General features: G+C 63.7%; 21 protein-coding genes. 12 read left to right on the top strand and 9 right to left on the bottom strand.

The genetic code is table 11. The features are described from left to right. Window position 1: 1 nt before the first annotated feature. Both FJ953_RS06020 and FJ953_RS06015 read left to right on the top strand, forming a co-directional pair. Window positions 2-1,432, top strand: coding sequence for an FAD-binding oxidoreductase (locus FJ953_RS06020; RefSeq protein WP_140623542.1), 1,431 nt, complete (start codon window positions 2-4; stop codon window positions 1,430-1,432). A gap of 182 nt (window positions 1,433-1,614) precedes the next feature. Continuing rightward, window positions 1,615-2,181: a DUF6101 family protein gene (locus FJ953_RS06015; protein WP_140498020.1), complete on the top strand. Its 567-nt coding sequence runs from the start codon at window positions 1,615-1,617 to the stop codon at window positions 2,179-2,181. A gap of 75 nt (window positions 2,182-2,256) precedes the next feature. On the opposite strand, the gene ubiA is transcribed toward FJ953_RS06015, so the two are convergent. Further along, window positions 2,257-3,240 carry a 4-hydroxybenzoate octaprenyltransferase gene (gene ubiA / locus FJ953_RS06010; RefSeq protein WP_181165178.1) on the bottom strand — a complete coding sequence of 328 codons (984 nt, stop codon included), beginning with the start codon at window positions 3,238-3,240 and terminating at the stop codon, window positions 2,257-2,259. Window positions 3,241-3,308: 68 nt separating this feature from the next. Beyond that, window positions 3,309-4,220 (bottom strand): LysR family transcriptional regulator, encoded by a 912-nt coding sequence (locus tag FJ953_RS06005; RefSeq protein ID WP_140623540.1) that lies wholly within the window; start codon window positions 4,218-4,220, stop codon window positions 3,309-3,311. A gap of 91 nt (window positions 4,221-4,311) precedes the next feature. Between FJ953_RS06005 and FJ953_RS06000 the strand changes: the two genes are divergently transcribed. Then, the gene (locus FJ953_RS06000; RefSeq protein ID WP_140623538.1) at window positions 4,312-5,133 is read left to right on the top strand and encodes a phytanoyl-CoA dioxygenase family protein; all 822 of its coding nucleotides are present in this window, start codon (window positions 4,312-4,314) and stop codon (window positions 5,131-5,133) included. A 158-nt stretch (window positions 5,134-5,291) separates the two neighbouring features. Beyond that, the gene (purD, locus tag FJ953_RS05995) at window positions 5,292-6,575 is read left to right on the top strand and encodes a phosphoribosylamine--glycine ligase (protein ID WP_140623537.1); all 1,284 of its coding nucleotides are present in this window, start codon (window positions 5,292-5,294) and stop codon (window positions 6,573-6,575) included. A 24-nt stretch (window positions 6,576-6,599) separates the two neighbouring features. Here purD and FJ953_RS05990 read toward each other — a convergent pair whose 3' ends face one another. From FJ953_RS05990 to FJ953_RS30755, 4 genes are all read right to left on the bottom strand, one after another. Continuing rightward, window positions 6,600-7,715, bottom strand: coding sequence for a glycoside hydrolase family 25 protein (locus FJ953_RS05990; RefSeq protein WP_140624012.1), 1,116 nt, complete (start codon window positions 7,713-7,715; stop codon window positions 6,600-6,602). A gap of 127 nt (window positions 7,716-7,842) precedes the next feature. Next, window positions 7,843-8,334 carry a GNAT family N-acetyltransferase gene (locus FJ953_RS05985; protein WP_224684799.1) on the bottom strand — a complete coding sequence of 164 codons (492 nt, stop codon included), beginning with the start codon at window positions 8,332-8,334 and terminating at the stop codon, window positions 7,843-7,845. 8 nt (window positions 8,335-8,342) lie between these two features. Then, window positions 8,343-8,630, bottom strand: a complete 288-nt coding sequence (locus FJ953_RS05980; protein WP_140514791.1) for a DUF1778 domain-containing protein — start codon at window positions 8,628-8,630, stop codon at window positions 8,343-8,345. A gap of 38 nt (window positions 8,631-8,668) precedes the next feature. Next, the gene (locus FJ953_RS30755; protein WP_140514793.1) at window positions 8,669-8,917 is read right to left on the bottom strand and encodes a hypothetical protein; all 249 of its coding nucleotides are present in this window, start codon (window positions 8,915-8,917) and stop codon (window positions 8,669-8,671) included. Between the two features lie 223 nt (window positions 8,918-9,140). Between FJ953_RS30755 and FJ953_RS05970 the strand changes: the two genes are divergently transcribed. Both FJ953_RS05970 and FJ953_RS05965 read left to right on the top strand, forming a co-directional pair. Further along, complete coding sequence (locus FJ953_RS05970; RefSeq protein ID WP_140623535.1) at window positions 9,141-10,910, top strand: acyl-CoA dehydrogenase; 1,770 nt, start codon at window positions 9,141-9,143, stop codon at window positions 10,908-10,910. A 19-nt stretch (window positions 10,911-10,929) separates the two neighbouring features. Beyond that, window positions 10,930-11,679, top strand: a complete 750-nt coding sequence (locus FJ953_RS05965) for a crotonase/enoyl-CoA hydratase family protein (RefSeq protein ID WP_140520816.1) — start codon at window positions 10,930-10,932, stop codon at window positions 11,677-11,679. Window positions 11,680-11,819: 140 nt separating this feature from the next. Here FJ953_RS05965 and pdxH read toward each other — a convergent pair whose 3' ends face one another. After that, a complete protein-coding gene (pdxH, locus tag FJ953_RS05960) occupies window positions 11,820-12,437 on the bottom strand; it encodes a pyridoxamine 5'-phosphate oxidase (protein WP_140498039.1) in 618 nt (205 codons plus the stop codon). Window positions 12,438-12,477: 40 nt separating this feature from the next. Between pdxH and FJ953_RS05955 the strand changes: the two genes are divergently transcribed. The 4 genes from FJ953_RS05955 (at window position 12,478) to FJ953_RS05940 (ending at window position 15,550) form a co-directional block, all read left to right on the top strand. Further along, the gene (locus FJ953_RS05955) at window positions 12,478-12,939 is read left to right on the top strand and encodes an RT0821/Lpp0805 family surface protein (RefSeq protein ID WP_140498041.1); all 462 of its coding nucleotides are present in this window, start codon (window positions 12,478-12,480) and stop codon (window positions 12,937-12,939) included. 99 nt (window positions 12,940-13,038) lie between these two features. Further along, on the top strand, window positions 13,039-13,986 hold the full coding sequence (locus FJ953_RS05950) for a DnaJ C-terminal domain-containing protein (protein WP_140498043.1): 948 nt from the start codon (window positions 13,039-13,041) through the stop codon (window positions 13,984-13,986). A 105-nt stretch (window positions 13,987-14,091) separates the two neighbouring features. After that, window positions 14,092-14,910 (top strand): enoyl-ACP reductase FabI, encoded by an 819-nt coding sequence (gene fabI / locus FJ953_RS05945; RefSeq protein ID WP_140623533.1) that lies wholly within the window; start codon window positions 14,092-14,094, stop codon window positions 14,908-14,910. Between the two features lie 52 nt (window positions 14,911-14,962). Next, window positions 14,963-15,550, top strand: coding sequence for a histidine phosphatase family protein (locus FJ953_RS05940; protein ID WP_140559375.1), 588 nt, complete (start codon window positions 14,963-14,965; stop codon window positions 15,548-15,550). A gap of 106 nt (window positions 15,551-15,656) precedes the next feature. Here FJ953_RS05940 and FJ953_RS05935 read toward each other — a convergent pair whose 3' ends face one another. Then, on the bottom strand, window positions 15,657-15,917 hold the full coding sequence (locus FJ953_RS05935) for a DUF1344 domain-containing protein (protein ID WP_140498049.1): 261 nt from the start codon (window positions 15,915-15,917) through the stop codon (window positions 15,657-15,659). Between the two features lie 182 nt (window positions 15,918-16,099). On the opposite strand from FJ953_RS05935, the gene aroC reads away from it, so the two are divergent. Next, window positions 16,100-17,221 carry a chorismate synthase gene (aroC, locus tag FJ953_RS05930; protein WP_140498051.1) on the top strand — a complete coding sequence of 374 codons (1,122 nt, stop codon included), beginning with the start codon at window positions 16,100-16,102 and terminating at the stop codon, window positions 17,219-17,221. Between the two features lie 100 nt (window positions 17,222-17,321). Next, window positions 17,322-18,422 (top strand): 3,4-dihydroxy-2-butanone-4-phosphate synthase, encoded by a 1,101-nt coding sequence (gene ribB, locus FJ953_RS05925; RefSeq protein ID WP_140498053.1) that lies wholly within the window; start codon window positions 17,322-17,324, stop codon window positions 18,420-18,422. Window positions 18,423-18,472: 50 nt separating this feature from the next. Here the strand turns inward: ribB and FJ953_RS05920 are convergent, their stop codons facing one another. Further along, on the bottom strand, window positions 18,473-19,696 hold the full coding sequence (locus FJ953_RS05920; protein ID WP_140498056.1) for an MFS transporter: 1,224 nt from the start codon (window positions 19,694-19,696) through the stop codon (window positions 18,473-18,475). Window positions 19,697-19,702 lie beyond the last annotated feature (6 nt).

The raw sequence follows: 19,702 nt of genomic DNA, 5'->3' as shown, positions 1-19,702 counted from the left end.
CATGACCGACATCGCCGAGATTCCCGACACCGCTCTCATCGACCGCTTCGCGGCGATCGTAGGCGAAAAATACGCGTTGCGCGACCAGCGCGATATAGCACCCTACACCACCGAACGGCGCGGGCTATGGCATGGCGCGACATCGCTCGTGCTGCGGCCAGGCAGCGTCGAGGAGGTCAGCCGGATCATGCGGCTGGCGACCGAGACGGCAACGCCAATCGTGCCGCAAAGCGGCAATACCGGGTTGGTCGGCGCCCAGGTGCCGGACAGGTCCGGCCGCGAAATCGTGCTGTCCCTGTCGCGGCTGAACCGCATCCGCGAGATCGATGTCTTGTCCAACACCGTGACGGCGGAGGCCGGCGTCATCTTGCAGACGTTGCAGGAAGCGGCCGATGCCGCAGACCGGCTGTTTCCGCTGTCGCTGGCCGCGCAGGGCTCCTGCCAGATCGGCGGCAATCTTTCCTCCAATGCCGGCGGCACCGGCGTGCTGGCCTATGGCAATGCACGCGAGCTCTGCCTCGGCGTCGAGGTGGTGTTGCCGACCGGCGAAGTGTTCGACGATCTGCGCAAGCTGAAGAAGGACAATACCGGCTACGACCTCAAGAACCTGTTCGTCGGCGCCGAAGGCACGCTCGGCATCATCACCGCCGCCGTGCTGAAACTGTTCCCGAAGCCGAAAGGTCGCGAGGTCGCGTTCGTCGGCCTGCCGTCGGCCGAGGCGGCGCTGTCGCTGTTCAGCCTGGCGACGGACCGCGCCGGCGCCGCGCTCACCGCCTTCGAACTGATCGGCAAGCGGCCCTACGATTTCACGCTGGCGCATGCCCAGGGCGTGGTGCGGCCGCTGGCGCAGGATTGGCCGTGGTATGTGCTGATGCAGATCTCGTCCGGCCGTTCACCAGAAGATGCCAGGGCCTTGATCGAGGACGTGCTCGGGGCCGGGCTGGAACAGGAAATCGTCGGCGATGCGGTGATCGCGGCCAGCCTTGCGCAAGGCGATGCCTTCTGGAATTTTCGCGAGGTGCTGCCCGACGCGCAGAAGCCCGAGGGCGCCTCGATCAAGCATGACATTTCGGTCCCGGTGGCATCGATCCCACGTTTCATCGAAGAGGCCGCCGGCGCGGTGGCTTCGGTCAGCCCCGGAGCGCGCGTGGTCTGCTTCGGCCATATGGGCGACGGCAATCTCCACTATAACATCTCGCGGCCCATCGACGGCGACGACCAGGCGTTTCTCGATCTCTACCACCCCATGAACAAGGCCGTGCACGACGTCGTGCGCTCCTTCCACGGCTCGATCTCGGCCGAGCACGGCATCGGCCAGTTGAAGCGGGACGAACTGATCGCCACCGCCCCGCCGATGGCGATCGACCTGATGCGCAGGGTCAAGCAGGCCTTCGACCCGGCCGGCATCATGAATCCTGGTAAGGTTATCTGATCCTTTCGGATTCAAGCGCTCGGTCGCATTCCGATAACCATCCCCGTGATCAGCAAAATTTAACCGACTTTCTTAAGCGCGGCGGTAAGGAGGCCGCGCTACTGTTTCCCCATAACGAGGCCGGGAAAACTGGCCCGGAGAGAACCGGACACCGGCTCTCAGGAGAAACAGGAAGGCATTCAATGAACACTGGACTGAAGCCAGTCTGGGCGGGACGCAACATGCGCCTCGACCCATTCCGCCTGCCGCAGGTGGTAAGCTACGCCACGCGCGACGACTATGGCGACGTGACCTTCACCATCGACCACCGTGGCGCCGTGATCCGCCGCCTGCTCGAGATGAGCGGCGTACCGGCGATCATCGCTCTGCCCGCCAATGCGTTCCGCGGCGTTGCCGCCCGCGCGATGGAGGACCCGGAAGGTAACGTCACGGTGACTTTGGAACTCCTGCACAATGATCCGATGCTGTCGGTGCCGCTGCTGGTGGCCGACGATCTCGACGACGTCGCCGCCGACTGGCGCGCCTGGGCCGACGCCTATCGCCTGCCGATGCTGTTGATCGAATCGGACGGCATCGCCCGCACGCTGGAGGAATCGCTCGGCGCCGCCATCAAGACGCTGCCGCCGCAGGACCGCCGCAAGGGCCGCGTTTCGACCATGCGCCGCCCGCGCTTCCTCGCCCGCCGCAGGGCGGGTGACCTCGGTCTCAGGCTGGTGATCGGCGGCGAGGAGATCATCGCGCGCGAATAGGCTGAAATTCTGTCTGGAAGGCTGGCGCCGGCTAGCGCCACCTTCTCTCCGTAAACGGGGAGAAGGAAAAGAAAACTACACCAGTGGCTTCAGCGCCACCCACAGCGCGCCGCCGATGAGGCCGAGGAAGATCAGCCAGCCGACCTGGTTGTTCGACCTGAACAGCCGCAGGCATTGATCCGGATTGTCGATATCCAGCACCAGGATCTGCCGCGCCATGTGGGCGCCGGCGGCGATAAGTCCGGCCAGAGCCACGACAGGGGCCTGCGCTGACGCGAAGGCGATGGCGAAGCAGACAAGCGCGCCGCCGTAAAGCCCGGCCAGCCACGACTTGGTATTGTCGCCGAACAGGCGCGCGGTCGAGCGTACGCCGACGATGGCGTCGTCTTCCTTGTCCTGGTGCGCATAGATCGTGTCGTAGCCGATCACCCACAGGATCGAGCCGAGATAGAGCATGACGGCCGGCCCGTCGAGGTCGCCGAACTCAACCGCCCATCCCATCAGCGCGCCCCAGGAAAAGGCAAGGCCGAGAACCAGTTGCGGCCAGTTGGTGATCCGCTTCATGAATGGATAGATGGCGACGATGGCCAGCGAGCAGACGCCGAGCAGGACGGCGAAGCTGTTGAACTGCAAGAGCACGGCAAGTCCGACCAGTGCCTGCAGGATGACAAACAGCCACGCCCCACGCCGCGTGACCTTGCCCGACGGAAGCGGCCGCGAGCGCGTGCGCTCGACCTGATTGTCGATGTCCTCGTCGGCCAGGTCGTTGTAGGTGCAGCCGGCGCCGCGCATGGCGATGGCGCCGGCCAGGAACAGCACGAGATACAAGGGCGCCGGCAGCAGCGAAAGCAGCGGATCGCCCGGGCGCGGATAGGCGCTGGCCGCGAGAGCCGCGGACCACCAGCACGGCCACAGAAGCAATTGCCAGCCGATCGGCCTGTCCCATCGGGCAAGTTGCGCATAGGGCCATATCGGCCGCGGCAGCACGCGGTAGACCCAATGGCCGTTCGGCGCGTCGGCTACGCGGCCCTGGGCTGCTTTCGACTGAACCGTTTCCATGACGATGGAGTGGCAGCAGCCGCGCAAACCGTCAAGCGGCGAGCAGGGCAGTGGCATTCGTCAGCGCTTCAGGAGGCGAAGATGTCGCGGGTGGAGAACCAGCTCTTTGCCACGTCGACGAAGGCCAGCACGGCATTGGGCAGGCGCTGGTGCGTGTCATGGGTGAGGATGATGCGCTGCATGGGCAGCGGATCGGAAAGCGGCTTGCAGACGAGAGGCAAGCCGTCATAGCTGCGGTCGCCATGCGGCCTCGTGTAGCTGACGGCGACGCCGAAGCCGTTGGCCACCATGCTGCGCTGGAGTTCGAACGAGCTTGTCTGCCTGTCGGCGACCGGCGACAGGCCACGGCTGCGGAACAGGTCCAGCATGTGCTGCCAGCTATGCGGCTGGTCCGTCGTGATCAGGGGATAGGCGGCCAGATCGGCCAGGCTGACATCGGGACGATCCGCCAGCGCGTGTCCAGCCGGCAAAAGCGCGTGCGGCCTGAGCTCATGCAGCAGGATGCGGGCGAAATGCGAAGGCAGCCCAAGATCATAGGTGAGCCCGAGGTCGACGGCGGCATCGCCGAGGCGCCGCCCGAGCGTCTCGAAGGTCTCGTCGCGCACGATCACTGCAACCTCAGGATGGCGTTCCGAGAAGGCGCGGATCAGGGCCGGCGCGAAATAAGGCGCCAGATCTTCGAAGCATCCGAGCACCAGTTCGCCCCCGAGCGCCGACTTGCGCGAGCCGAGACCGATGAGCTCGTCCGTCTCGGCAAGGACCTGTTTCGCCTTGGCCAGCACGGCGCGGCCGAAGGATGTCAGCGAAACGCCGCTTCCGCGCTGGCGCACGAAGAGTTTCTGGCCGAAATCCTGTTCGACCGCGTCGATCGCCACCGAAATGGACGGCTGTGAAACGTTCAATACCCTGGCCGCGCCGGTAACGCTGCCGTGGCGAGCGACGGCAACCAGGTAGCGCAATTGCGTGAGGGTCAAGCTCATAGAGTAACCCTATATGACGGATGAGAAGTTATTATTTTACTGAATGAATGTGGCTTGCGATAGTGGCATCGATCCCTGAAAGGAGAACGCCATGGCTTTCCAGACCGCACCTCGCGCGATCGACACAGGCTTGATCGATGCGAAGTCGATTGAGGATTACCAGCGCGACGGCGCCGTCTGCATCCGCGGCGCTTTCAAGGACTGGGTAGATACGATTGCCGCCGGCATCGAGCGGAACATGCAAAACCGCAGCGCCACCGCGTCGGATATCGCCAATGGGCGAGGCAGCTTCTTCGACGACTACTGCAACTGGGAACGCATTCCAGAATTCGTCAAGCTGGTGCGCGAATCGCCGGCGGCCGAACTGGCGGCCGCGGTGATGCGGTCGCGCACGGCGCAGTTCTTCCACGATCATGTCCTTGTCAAGGAACCGGGCACGCAGAAGCCGACGCCCTGGCATCAGGACATCCCCTATTATTTCGTCGACGGCCGGCAGACGGTGAGCTTCTGGATCCCTATCGACCCTGTAAAGGAGGCAACGCTGCGGCTGATTGCCGGCTCGCACAAATGGGACAAGATGATCCTGCCGGTGCGTTGGCTCGACGACAGCAATTTCTATGCCGACGAGGGCGACTACCTGCCGGTGCCGGATCCAGACACGGACCCCTCGCTGGAGGTGCTTGAATGGGAAATGGAGCCGGGCGATGCCATCCTGTTCGATTTCAGGACAGCGCATGGCGCGCGCGGCAACCTGACCGCGGCGCGGCGGCGGGCGCTTTCGCTACGCTGGGTCGGCGACGACGCCCACTATGTCGAACGGCCGGGGCGCACCTCCCCGCCCTATCATGGCCATGGCATGCAGCCGGGGCAGAAGCTGCGCGAGGACTGGTTCCCGGTCGTCTTCCAGGGCTGAAGCGCTTTCCAGAAATCGGCGACGGTCTCCGCCGCCGATTTTTGGGCAGGGGTAACGTTCCCGTGCGCAATTTCGACCAAAGCGCCCGGATGCCTTGACCCGTCGTCCAGAGAGCAATAGCGGGTTCTTTGGAAGATTACAGGCATCAAGAGGTGGCCATGAACGTTCTTCTTCTCGGCTCCGGCGGCCGCGAACATGCGCTCGCCTGGAAGATCGCCGCGTCGCCGTTGCTGACCAAGCTCTATGCTGCGCCCGGCAATCCTGGCATCGGCCGCGAGGCGGAGCTGATCAAGCTCGACATCGCCGATCATTCCGCTGTCGCCGCCTTCTGCAAGGACAAGCAGATCGACCTCGTAGTGGTTGGGCCGGAAGGGCCGCTGGTGGCCGGCATATCAGACGATCTGCGTGGCTGGGGCATCCGCGTCTTTGGCCCGTCGCGTGCGGCGGCGCGGCTCGAAGGGTCGAAGGGCTTCACCAAGGATCTCTGCGCCCGATACGACATCCCCACCGCCGCCTATGGCCGTTTCTCAGACCTGGCATCGGCCAAGGCCTATGTCGAGAAGATGGGCACGCCGATCGTCATCAAGGCCGACGGCCTTGCCGCGGGCAAGGGCGTCACGGTCGCAATGACGATGGACGAGGCGCTGGCGGCGCTCGATGCCTGTTTCGACGGCTCTTTCGGCACGGCCGGCGCGGAAGTGGTGGTCGAGGAGTTTCTGACCGGCGAGGAGGCCAGCTTCTTCTGCCTGTGCGACGGCACTACAGCACTGCCCTTCGGCACCGCGCAGGATCACAAGCGCGTCGGCGATGGCGATGTCGGCCCCAACACAGGCGGCATGGGCGCCTATTCGCCGGCCCCGGTGATGACGCCCCAGATGGTGGAGCGCACCATGCGCGAGATCGTCGAACCGACCATGCGCGGCATGGCTGCAACAGGTGCACCGTTCGCCGGCATTCTCTTCGCCGGGCTGATGATTACGGACAAAGGGCCGAAGCTGATCGAATACAACACCCGCTTCGGCGACCCCGAATGCCAGGTGCTGATGATGCGGCTGAAGGACGACCTGCTGGTGCTGCTCAATGCCGCCGTCGATGGCCAACTCGCGCACATGTCGGCGCGCTGGAGCGACGAGGCGGCACTGACCGTCGTCATGGCCGCGAGAGGCTATCCCGGCACGCCCGAAAAAGGCTCGGTCATTCGCGGGCTCGATGAGGCTGCCAGCGAAGGCGCCCAGATTTTCCATGCCGGCACCGCCATCAATGGCGGTGCGCTGGTCGCCAATGGCGGTCGCGTCTTGAACGTCACCGCGGTCGGCGCGACTGTCGGCGAGGCGCAGGAGAAGGCCTATGCCGCGCTCGACCGTATCGACTGGCCGCAGGGCTTCTGCCGCCGCGACATTGGCTGGCAGGCCGTGGCGCGCGAAGCGGCAGGAGCAAGCTGACCGCAAGCATCCGGTCGCACAAATTCAGCGTTTGCCGCGGTCGGGTTCGGTAGAAGCGGTGCTCACCGGGTCCGCCGCCGCAGCGAAGGCGGCGTCGAGTTGCGCTGGGGTACGCTGCCCGGTGCGCTTCCAGGAGACATATTGGACGATGCCGAAGATCGGCCGCCGCGGCACCGTCTTCACGACAGGCATGCGGAACCCGTCGCGGAATTTCGACCAGCGCGAACCAAGCACCGCGACCATTTCCCCGAAACTCGGCGGCGTCGCCACATCGGCGTAGATGAGGGTGGTCTTGCCGGCCAAAGCGGCTTCGCGCGAGAGCGGCACCGGTACGCTGGCGAGATAATCCGCGGGCACGTCGATCAGCCCGCCGAACGGCCATTGCTGGCGCAGCATGGCGGCATTTGTCGGCGCGACGTTGACGTCGATGTCGTCCGGCGTCCCGGCTACCCTGTAGGGGCAACGGAAGCGGCCGCAATTGGCCTGGGCCGAAAACTGCCAGAGCGCATAGCCTTGCCAGTTGCCGATGGGAAAATGCACGTCGATGTCAGGCTTGTAGCGCGCGTACCAGAGCGGCAGCCGCGACAGCAGCCGGTATTTGTAGCTGTTGTCGGCGATATACTGGGCGGTCTTGCCATTGGTGTAGAGTACCGGGAAGCGGCCGATGCGCCGATGCACCTGGCGCACGAACGCCTCGGCGTCGTCGAGCGACATCCATTGCGCGGGATCGATGCCTTCGATGTCGAGGGCCATGAGGTCGTCCGGCGCGGGATCAGCGAAATCAAGGAAATTATTGGCCTGCTCGACTGGATTGCCGGGGCGGGCGAGGTGATAGGCGCCCCATTTCAGGCCGAGCGCCTTGGCGACCACCTTGCGCGTCTGGAACAGTTCGCGCGTCACCGCATGGCGTTTCCACAGTGCCTTGCAGAGTTTGACCTCGGTATCGTCTCCGGAGCAGGAATAGGGCGGCGACATGCCGTCGGAGGCTTTGTTGATGAAGCCGACGACGCGCCTGTCCGTGGCAAGCTGCGCCCAGTCGATGGAATTGTATTCGTAGGCATCGACGACAAGCGCCCGGTCGGCACTTTTCCACGGCTCGGAGAAATCCGAGGCCCTTGCCGCCGGTGTCAGCGCCATCATCGCCGCGAGAGCGATCGCTGGGCGGCGAAGAAGATGCGCCGTTCTCTTCAAACAGGAATCCCCGTTGATCAAAGGCAAATCCTGGACCGCTATGGTTAAGGATTCGCTTTCAAGGCAATGCGGTCCGTCAGCCGAACAGCTTCAACGCCGTCGCTACTGATAGGAACAGCGACAACCGCCGGTCTTGAAATGGCCTGAAACCATATTTGCAATAGAAGGCGGCGGCCATGTCGTCCTTTGCGTCGACGATCAGTGCGAAGGAAGCAGGAGCAGCTTGGGCGCAGCGCCGAAGTGCATCCACGATCAGTATCGATCCTACTCTTTTTCCCTGATATCGGGTATCAACTGCCAACCTTCCGATCAATATGGCGGGCAGGACCGGGTAACGCGGTAGGCGTCTTGTCAGGTCTTCCGGCAGAGAAGTGATGGGCACATTTGACGCTGCAAGAGTGTAGTATCCGGCAATGAGATCGACATCACGGTCCGCGGCGACAAAGCAGTTGCTAACTCGGCGTTTGACGTCCTGGCTTGCCAACTCGTGTAGATATTGGCCGAGTGCCAGCACGCCACAGCTGAATGTCTTACGATCATACGATCCGCCCAGCGGCTCGATGATCAAGCCTAGACTCACCGGGATTCGACGACAACTCGCTTGTAGGCGTCGGCGGCTTTGCGCAGCGCTTCATTAGGTTCGGGCGGATTGAGAATGGCCTCTACCAGAGCGAGCTGATCCTCGATGGACAGGCGGATGATAGCGATCTCCTCAATGGTGCGTTGTGCAGCTTCCTGCGCTGCGGAGACCACGAAGTCGCTGACGCTGCGGCCCTGGATTTCGGCGGCACGTTTCATCACACTCAGCATATCCGGGGATATCCGAGCTTCGAGACGGGAGGTACGGGTCAGTTGGTTTGTCATTTCGATCACCTCTAGCACGGTATGTACGGGAATACATATCAAGTGCGACGGTCAGCGCGGCCGAATGGCTGAACTTCAAACGGATCCGGCGCGGGCTGTTGCGGCAGCGTGCCTTCGGCCGCGCGTTTGCGATGATGGGCGATCGAGCATTTCGGCGAGCACAATATACCGCGATCCGACCAATAGGCGGCGCCGTTTTCCAATTCACCGTGATAATATGAGAACCCCGCCGCCCGGTAGGGCAGGCCGCATTCGATGCAACGGTAGGCGTCAGGTCTGGCGAGCATGAGTTGGTTTCCAGTTGGCTGGTTCTGGTCTGTTGCCGGTCGATTTTGACCCGGCGCCTATCGCATTTAATACGAGCCGGCGCGATTGCAAAATCAGCGTGACAAAATTTGACGTTTACGTAAAAAGAAGATGGTCGCCCAAAGGCGAATACGGTGTGTGGCAAGCAGGTCCCACTCAGGTCCTAGGATCAGCCTGGCCGATGCATCAGGAGGAGCGAGCGGCATGTATTTGGCACCGGTCGAGGACATCGCGTTCACCCTCAAGCATGTGGCCGGCCTGAAGCCTGCCCTCGATGACGGCACGTTCGGCGATCTCGGCGAGGATCTCGTCGACGCCGTTCTTAGCGAGGCCGGCCGCTTCGCCACCGAAGAGGTCGCGCCGCTCTACAAGATCGGCGACGAGCACGGCGCGGTGCTGAAGGACGCGGCAGTGACCATGCCGCCAGGCTGGAAGGAACTTTATCGCCGCTGGATCGACGGCGGCTGGAACGCGCTCTCCGGCCCGGAAGGATATGGCGGGCAGGCGCTTCCGACCATGCTCGGCGTCGCCGCGCTCGAAATGTGGAATTCCGCCGCCATGGCCTTCGGCATTGGCCCGACGCTGACCATGGGTGCGGTCGAGGCGCTCGACAAGCACGCTTCGGAAGAGCTCAAGGCCAAGTATCTCGCAAAGCTCGTCTCCGGCGAGTGGATGGGCACGATGAACCTGACTGAGCCGCAGGCCGGCTCGGACCTCGCTGCCTTGCGCACGCGCGCCGAACCGGCCCGCGACGGCACCTACCGCATCTTCGGCCAGAAGATATTCATCACCTATGGCGAGCATGATCTCACCGACAATATCGTCCATCTGGTACTGGCGCGGCTGCCTGACGCGCCTGCGGGCACGCGCGGCATCTCGCTCTTCCTGGTGCCGAAATTCCTGGTCGGCGCGGACGGCTCGCCTGGCGCACGCAACGACGTCTTCTGTTCGGGCCTCGAGCACAAGCTCGGCATCCATGCCTCGCCGACCTGCACCATGATCTATGGCGACGGTTTTCAGGGCGCCAAGCCCGGCGCCATCGGATGGCTGATCGGCGAGGAGAACAAGGGGCTGGCCTGCATGTTCACCATGATGAACAATGCCCGCCTCGCCGTCGGCATGCAGGGCGTGGCGGTCGCGGAAGCCGCGACCCAGAAGGCGATTGCCTATGCCAATGAGCGCCGCCAGGGCAAGGCGGCGGATTACGCCGGTGCCGGCATGGCGCCGATCGTCCATCACCCCGACGTGCAGCGCAATCTCCTGACCATGAAGGCGCTGACGCAGATCGCGCGGGCGATCAGCTATTCCTGTGCCCATGCCATCGACCTGGCGCGCGTATCGTCTGGTGACCAGGCGGCGCATTGGCGCGACCGGGCCAACCTGTTGACGCCGCTTGCCAAGGCTTTTTCGACCGATATCGGCGTCGAGGTCGCCTCGCTTGGCGTCCAGGTCCATGGCGGCATGGGTTTCATCGAGGAGACGGGGGCTGCGGCACTCTATCGCGACGCCCGCATCGCGCCGATCTACGAGGGCACCAACGGCATCCAGGCGATCGATCTGGTGACCCGAAAACTGCCGCTCGGCGGCGGCGAGCATGTGCACGGCTTCATCGCCGAGCTTGCCGCTGTCGCCAGCGCCGTGCGGACATCGAATCTCGAAGGGTTTGGCCATACGGCCGATGCTCTCGACCGCGGGCTCGACGATCTGACGCAAGCGACACGTTTCCTGCAAAAACTGTCGGCCGATGGCCGGACTGGCGAGGCGCTTGCCGGCGCGACACCCTATCTCCGGCTGGTCTCGCTTGCAGCCGGCGGCGCCTACTTGGCGCGGGGCGCCGTTGCCGATCACGGCCGCGTCGCCCTTTGCCGCTTTTTCGCCGAAAACCTGCTCGGCGAGACAAGTGCCTTGAAGGAGCGCGTTGTCGACGGCCCCGCAAGCCTCGCCGCTGCCGGCAAGACATTGATTTCCGCCTGACGTTCACAAGGAAAGAACCGTGACAGACCATATCCTCGTCGAGCGCCAGGGCGCCATCCAGATCATCCGCATAAACCGCCCGGACAAGAAGAACGCGCTGACGCGCGCCATGTACGCCAAGATGTCGCAAACCTTGGCCGAAGGGGATGCGGATCCGGCAATTCGCGTCCATGTCTTTCTCGGCGTGCCCGGTGCCTTCTCCTCCGGCAACGACCTCGCCGATTTCATGGTCGTCGCCACTGGCGGCGAAGGCGGCACGGAAGTCTGGGATTTCCTGATGGCGCTGGCCAGGGTCGCAAAACCCATCGTCTCCGGTGTCGACGGCATCGCGGTCGGCATCGGCACCACGCTCAATTTGCACTGCGACCTGACCTTCGCCACGCCGCGCACCGTGTTCAGGACACCCTTCGTCGACCTCGGCCTTGTGCCCGAAGCGGGATCGAGCCTGCTGGCGCCGCGCATCCTGGGCCAGCAGGGCGCGTTCGCGCTGCTCGGCCTTGGCGAAGGCTTCTCGGCCGAACGCGCCAAGGCCGCTGGTCTGATCTACGAAGTTGTCGAGGAAGGAGCGCTGGAGGCGTCGGTTCTGGCGGCCGCCGGCCAGATCGCCGCCAAGCCGCCGCAGGCGCTCAGGATCGCGCGCGACCTGATGCGCGGCTCTCGCGAGGACCTCGTCGCCCGCATCAACGTGGAAAGCGAGCATTTTCGCGAGCGGCTGAAATCGGACGAAGCCCGCGCTGCACTGACGGCATTCATGACCAGAAAAAAATAGTTCGGCCCCCGCCTCCCTTAGATGGGGAGGTCGGCCCGCAGGGTCGGGTGGGGTGGAGCGCGGACCTATCCCGCGTGCCTCGGTCGCCACTGGCCAGCCCGGGCTAGGCGCAGTGAGGATGTCGGCGCTAGTTTACAAACTCAGGGATAAAGCCGCGTCTTCTCCCAACCGCCCCCGGCATTGCGCGAAAACACCACGCGGTCATGCAGCCGAAACGGCCTGTCGTGCCAGAACTCGATCGTCTTCGGCACGATGCGGAAACCCGACCAGTGTTTTGGGCGCGGAATCTCGCCGATGGCGTAGCGGGCCGTGTATTCGGCCACCGCCTTTTCCAGCGCGAACCGGCTTTCCAGCGGCCGCGACTGTTTCGAGGCCCAGGCGCCGATGCGGCTGCCGCGCGGCCGTGTCGCGTAATAGGCGTCGGCTTCGGCATCGCTGACGATCTCCACCGGCCCGCGCACGCGCACCTGGCGGCGCAGCGATTTCCAGTGGAAGCACATCGCCGCCTTCATGCTGCCTAGGATCTCCCGGCCCTTGGCGCTTTCGAAATTCGTGTAGAACACAAAGCCGCTCTCATCGAACCCCTTGAGCAGCACCATCCGCACATCCGGCATGCCCTCGGCATCGACGGTTGCCAACGCCACGCCGTTGGGGTCGTTCATTTCGCTTTTGGTGGCGTCGTCCAGCCATGCGGCAAAAAGGCGAAACGGCTCGGCGGCCTCGGTAAAGTCACCGCTTGTTAACTCAGTCTCACTCATAGTTTTTCTCAAATTTTCATCAAACAGGGGAGGTTGCCGATTGTCGCGTATCGCGCAAGCTTTTGACAGCAGGCAAGGCAGCCTATTTGCTTCAGCCAGCGCCAAAGCCGCGATCGTGATGATTGCCTTGCCGCTTGCCGCATGTGGCGCGGGCGGCTTCAGCCTGCAAAAAGCCGAGGTCGATCGCTCGATCCTGACCGGCAGCATTTCGGCTCCAGCCGCGTCGGCCGATTCGGACCGCGATTCCGACCAGACGACGATCGGCAACGCGGTGTCCTCCGCCGACATCGAGCAGCTCGGCGGTCAAGCCGTGCCGTGGGCCAATGCCGGTACGGGTTCGCGCGGCTCCATCACCGAACTGGCGGAATTGAAGGACGGGGGTCAGACCTGCCGCCGCTTCAAGGCTTCGCGCGAAAGCTTTGACGGCGTTGCCATGTTCGCGGGCGAACTTTGCCTGGCCAGCGCCGGCGGCTGGCGTATGCAGGACTTCAGGGCGCTTTGATCTTCCACCTCTGAAATAACGTCCAGCACTGGAATTTCTTCCTATGCGAGCGCATATAAGAGGCGACTATGGACTCACTCTTTCTCCAGGGCAGGAAGCATGCGCGACCCCTATGAGGTGCTGGGCGTTGCAAAGAACGCATCGGCCAAGGACATAAAATCGGCGTACCGCAAACTCGCCAAGAAGCATCATCCGGACCAGAATCCGAATGATCCCAAGGCGAAGGACCGTTTTGCCGCGGCCAATCAGGCCTATGAGATCGTCGGCGACGAGAAGACCCGTGCCGCTTTCGATCGCGGCGAGATCGACGCCGACGGCAAGCCGCGTTTCCAGGGCTTCGAGGGCGCCCCCGGTGGCGGTGACCCCTTCGGCGGTTTTCGCCGCCAGCAGCAGGGAGCCGGCGGTTCGCGATTCGAGTTCCGCTCCGGACGCCCTGGCGGCGATCCGTTCGATGGCAACAGCGATATCTTCAGCCAGATTTTTGGCGACGTCTTCTCCGGCTCGCGCGGCCCCGGCCAAAGCGGGGCAGGAATGGGTGACCGCCGCCAGCCGGCAACCGCCGCCGACCTCAATGTCACGCTCGACATTACCATCGAGGAAGCGGCGAACGCTGAAAAGGTCACGGCGATGTTCCCTGACGGCCGCAAGGTGGCGGTCAAGCTGCCGGCCTATGTCGAGGACGGGCAGACCATCCGGCTGAAGGGGCAGGGCGAGCAAGGGCCGGGCCAGCCCGGCGACGCGTTGGTCAAGATCCGCTTCCGCCGGCATCCGCGCTACCGCCTGGAGGGCCGCGACCTGCATGCCGATTTGCCGGTGGGGCTGGCCGATGCCGTGCTTGGCGCCAAGGTGGCCGTCGAAACGCCGACCGGCAAGCTCGCGGTCAACGTTCCCGCCTGGTCGAGTTCGGACAAGGTCCTGCGCCTGAAGGGCAGGGGCCTGCCGGAAAAGGCCGGCGGCCACGGTGATCTCTACGCCCATGTGCGCATCATGCTGCCAGAAGGCGGCGACAGCGCGCTCGAAGGGCTGTTGCGCAGCCAAAAAGGCTGATTGGCGGCTCTTGTCCCCGAACTGTCCCGTTTGAGCGCTTGAAGGGGCTCTGTGCCTGTGCGATAGGGCTCTCCACAAATAAGAAATCTTGCGGAGAGCACGCATATGGCGGGTGGACAGGGCCTGATGGCCGGCAAACGCGGCCTGATCCTCGGCGTCGCCAACAACAGGTCGATCGCCTACGGCATCGCCAAGGCATGCGTCGACCACGGCGCCGAGATCGCGCTGACCTATCAGGGTGAAGCGTTCAAGAAGCGGGTCGAGCCACTGGCTGCGGAACTCGGCGCCTTTGTCGCCGGCCATTGCGATGTGACCGATCCGGCGAGCCTCGACGAGGTTTTCGCCAATGTCGCCAATCATTGGGGCAAGCTCGACTTCCTCGTCCATGCCATCGCTTTTTCCGACAAGGACGAACTGACCGGCCGCTATGTCGAGACGACGCGCGATAATTTCCTGCGCACGATGGATATTTCGGTCTATTCCTTCACCACCGTCGCCAAGCGCGCCGAGGCGCTGATGACCGATGGCGGTTCGCTTTTGACGCTGACCTATTACGGCGCCGAAAAGGTGATGCCGCATTACAACGTCATGGGCGTCGCCAAGGCCGCACTCGAGGCCAGCGTGCGTTACCTCGCCGTCGATCTCGGCGCCAAGAAGATCCGCGTCAACGCGATCTCGGCGGGCCCGATCAAGACGCTGGCCGCTTCCGGCATCGGTGACTTCCGCTACATCCTGAAGTGGAACGAATACAATTCGCCGCTGAAGCAGACGGTCACCCAGGAAGAGGTCGGCGATTCCGGCGTCTATTTCCTGTCCGACCTGTCGCGCGGCGTCACCGGCGAAGTGCATCATGTCGATTCCGGCTATCACGTCGTCGGCATGAAGGCGGTTGACGCACCCGATATTTCGACGGTCAAGGATTAACTCCCTCCGCCTATCCTCCGCCCAGGCCCTGGCCCGACCTCCGGAAGACCTGATGTACCCGCTGGTTTATATCGTGCGCCACGGCCAGACCGCGTGGAATGCCGAATTCCGGCTTCAGGGGCAGGCCGATACCGACATCAACGCGCTCGGCCGCGAGCAGGCGAGCGCAAACGGGCATCGGCTGGCTGACCTGATCTCCAATCCAGCAGAGTTCGATTTCGTCGCCAGCCCGATGCGGCGCACGCGCGAGACCATGGAGCGCATTCGCGCCGCCATGAAGCTCGACCCGGCTGCCTATGGGACCGACCCCCGCCTTGTTGAAGTGAATTTCGGCGACTGGCAGGGTTTCACCTTTGCCGAGCTGGAGACGCAATTTCCGGGTGCGAGCAGGACGCGTGCGCTGGACAAATGGAACTTTCAGCCGCCGGGCAAAGATGCCGAGAGCTACCAGATGCTGCTCGAACGGGTAAAGCCGTGGTTCGACGCGCTCGAGCGCCAGACAGTCTGCGTGACGCATGGCGGCGTCATGCGCACCTTGTTTCGCTTCGTGCTTGACATGGCCGAGAACGATGCGGCGAAGCTGGCGATACCGCAGGACCGCGTGCTCAAGCTGGAAGGCGACAGCCTGGGGTGGCTTTAGGGACCCGGCACGATCCAGGAAGGCTCATGCAGGCTGCCGGTTGCGGGGTGCATAAAACGGCTGTAACGGCTCAACAAACGCCGAACAGCCGATTTGCATTGGAAGCCTAGTCGGAGTCGCTGTCAGGCAACTGCATATCGGTGACCACGTTTTCGCCATTGGTCACGTCATAGGCGATGACGATGTCCATGCCGGGCTTCAGCGCGTCGAGATCGGTTTCCGCGTTCAGCTTGTAGGATTTGCCGTCGTCCAGCGTCAGGGTCAGCGCGTCCTTGTCGATCTTCTTGATCAGGCCTTCGGTCTGCCCGGCGAAAGCGGCGGTGCAAAGCAGGAATGTGGCGGCAACAGCGCCAATCAGGGTACGCATCATCGTCCTCTTTGGTATTGCGCCGGCATGGGTAGCGGCGGATCCTCAACGGCGAATGGAGCAGAGCAGAAACCAATCGAATGTGTCAAAACTAAATCCGAAGATCACGGTTTGACCCCTGTGGAAAACGCCAATAGAAGGCAGGCTTCAGTCGGCTCCGATGCCGGGCAGGGCACTTTGCGATGTCTCACAACACGTTCGGCCATCTTTTCCGCGTCACCACCTGGGGCGAAAGCCATGGGGCCGCATTGGGCTGCGTGGTCGACGGCTGCCCACCCGGCATCCGCTTCACGCGTGACGAAATCCAGGCCGAACTCGACAAGCGCCGGCCCGGCCAGTCGCGCTTCGTCACGCAGCGCCGTGAGCCTGACGAAGTGAAGGTGCTGTCGGGCTTCATCCTTGACGATGACGGCGAGACGATGATCGCGACAGGTACGCCGATCTCCATGCTGATCGAGAATGTCGACCAGCGCTCGAAGGACTATGGAGAGATCGCCCGCCAGTACAGGCCGGGCCATGCGGACTACACCTATGACGTCAAATACGGCGTGCGCGACTATCGCGGCGGCGGCCGATCCTCGGCGCGCGAGACCGCGGCTCGGGTCGCCGCCGGAGCCCTCGCCCGCAAGGTCGTGCCGGGCATGGTGGTGCGCGGTGCACTGGTATCGATGGGCGAGAAGTCGATCGACCGCGCCAACTGGAACTGGAATTTCATTGACGACGCGGACAATCCGTTCTTCACGCCGGATCCGGCGTCCGTTCCCGTTTTCACGAGCTATCTCGACGGCATCCGCAAGGCGGGTTCCTCCGTCGGCGCCGTGATCGAGATCGTCGCCGACGGCGTTCCGGCCGGCCTCGGCGCGCCGATCTACGCAAAGCTCGACCAGGATATCGCGTCAGGCCTGATGTCGATCAACGCCGTCAAGGGCGTCGAGATCGGCAACGGCTTCGAGGCCGCCCGCATCACCGGCGAACAGAATGCCGACGAGATGCGCATCGGCAATGACGGCCAGCCGGTGTTCCTGTCCAACAATGCCGGCGGCATCCTTGGCGGCATCTCGACCGGCCAGGCGATCATCGCCCGCTTCGCCGTCAAGCCGACGTCTTCAATCCTGACGCCCCGGAAGTCGATCGACAAGGACGGCAACGACGTCGAAGTGATGACCAAGGGTCGCCATGATCCGTGTGTGGGCATTCGCGCCGTACCGATCGGCGAGGCGATGGTTGCCTGCGCAATCGCCGACCATTATCTGCGGCACCGAGGACAGACAGGCAAGGAAGGCAGTAGGGCAGTAGGGCAGTAGGGCAGTATGTTAAGCTGCCCGCGAGACGAGCAATTTTTCCTTTCCCCTACCGCCTTACCGCCCTATTCCCCTACTCCCTTGCGAGCGAAGCGAGCATTCCATGTCTTACGACCAGAAGAAGATCGTCGAAGCAATCCGGGCCTTCGAGCGCGGCGAGATCGTCGTCGTCATGGATGATGACGGGCGCGAGAACGAGGGCGACCTGATCGTCGCCGCCGTCCATTGCACGCCGGAAAAGATGGCCTTCATCGTGCGCAACACTTCGGGCATCGTCTGCACGCCGATGCCGCGCGAGGAGGCCAAGCGCCTCAACCTTGCGCCGATGGTCGCCGACAATGATTCGGCGCACACCACCGCCTTCACGGTTAGCGTCGATTTCAAGCACGGCACCACGACTGGCATTTCAGCTGACGACCGCACGCTGACCGTGCGCAATCTCGCCAACGGCAATGTCGGCGCCTCCGATTTCGTCCGCCCCGGCCACATCTTCCCGCTCATCGCGCGCGAAGGCGGCGTGCTTATGCGTTCGGGCCATACCGAGGCGGCCGTCGATCTGTGCAAGCTCGCCGGCCTGCCGCCGATCGGCGTGATCTCGGAACTGGTCAATGATGACGGCACCGTCAAGCGCGGCCCGCAGGTCGCGGCTTTTGCCGAGGAGCACGGCCTCAAGCAGGTCTCGGTCGCCGACCTCATCGCCTATCGGCAACGCAAGGAAACACTGGTCGAACGCGTGGCATGCTCCGAGATCGACACGCTCGGCGGCAAGGCGCAAGTCTTCACCTACACGCTGCCCTGGGATTCCATGCATCATGTCGCCGTCGTCTTCGGCGACATCCGCGATGGGGAAGAGGTGCCTGTGCGTCTGCACTCCGAGGACGTGGTGACCGACGTCTTCGGCACCAGCCACCGGCTGGACGCCATCATGAAGGCGATGGGCGAGCGCAAGCGCGGCGTCATCGTCTATCTGCGCGAGGGCTCGGTCGGTGTCGCCCACCAGGAGCGCAACCGGCCGGCGAGCGGCGACGGGGAGGACCACGAAGAGGCGCGCCGCCGCGAGAATGAATGGCGCGAGATCGGGCTCGGTGCTCAGATCCTGAAGGATCTCGGCATTTCCTCGATCAATTTGATCGCCTCGCGCGAGCGCCACTATGTCGGCCTCGAAGGTTTTGGCATCCACATCGCCAAGACCGAGATTCTCTAGATTCGACGGCGGCAATAGCGTCCGATCCGCTGAACCGGACGCGTCATGGTTCATTCCGCGGCAGCGACGGCCGCTTCACACCCATCCAACTCGCATTTGTGAGTGGCAAGACTGCGCTGGCCGAGCAGCACCGTGACCAGCGCGATGCCGCCCGCGACCACCGAGACCCAGAACCCGTTCTGGGCGCCGAACGCATCCACCACCGCGCCGGCGGCGAAAGAGCCCAGCGCCATGCCGATGCCGATTCCCGTTGTCACCCAGGTAATGCCCTCGGTCAGCATCGCTTCCGGCACATGCCGTTCGATCAGGCCGAATGCCGTGATGAAAGTCGGCGAGATCGCCACGCCGCTGATGAAGACGGTCAGCGCCAAAATCGGCACGCTGTCGGCGGTGAGCGGCAAAATCGTGCTGACTGCGATGATGGCGACCGCGACGGTCAGCTGGCGCTGTAGCGGCGTCTTGAGGTTGAGCGCGCCGACCACGATGCCCAACACGAACGATCCCAGCGCATAGACGCCGATCACCAGGCTTGCGGCACCGGCTTGGCCGAACTCCTTGGTGATCGCCACCGTGCTCACTTCCGTCGTCGCGAAGGTCGCGCCGATGAAGATCAGGGCGAAGGTGATGATCTGTACCGGCCGCAGGCGGATTGCCGAGCCAGTCGAACCATGGTCCACCGGCCGCACTTTCGGCTCGGTCGATCGCTGCAGGATGAATGCTATCGAGCCCAAAGCGAGAAACAACGTGCTCGCCAGCATGCCTGCTTCCGGAAACAGCGCCGCACTGAGGCCCACCGACAGCGACGCGCCGGCGATATAGACCAGCTCGTCGGCCGCCGATTCGAAGGCGAAGGCGGTGTTCATCTCCGGCCGGCCGCGAAAAAGCTCGGTCCAGCGCGCGCGCACCATTGCCGGCATGCTGGGCATGGCCGCTGCCAGCAGCGCCGACACGAACGATGTCCATACCGGCCAATCCTGGTTGGCCGACGCAATCAGCAGCAGGAATGCCAGCACGGAGATGATGGTGGTGGGCACGACGATCCATGTCTGGCCGAGGCGGTCGACCAGCCTGGAGATCTGCGGCGCCAGGAAAGCGTTGGCCAGCGCGAATGTCGCCGAGACGGCACCCGCCAGCCAGTATTCGCCACGCGTCTGCGACAGCATCGCCACGATGCCGATCGGCGCCATGGCGATCGGCAGGCGCGCCATGAAGCCTGCAGCGGCAAAGCCCTTGGCGCCAGGGGCTCGAAAGATCTCGGAATAGGGGTTCTGCATGGTCCG

Origin of the sequence: Mesorhizobium sp. B2-3-6 (assembly GCF_006442305.1) — a bacterium.
Taxonomy (GTDB): Bacteria; Pseudomonadota; Alphaproteobacteria; order Rhizobiales; family Rhizobiaceae; genus Mesorhizobium.
Note: the sequence above shows the minus strand (reverse complement) of the source record. Positions and strands in the feature narration are given on the sequence as shown.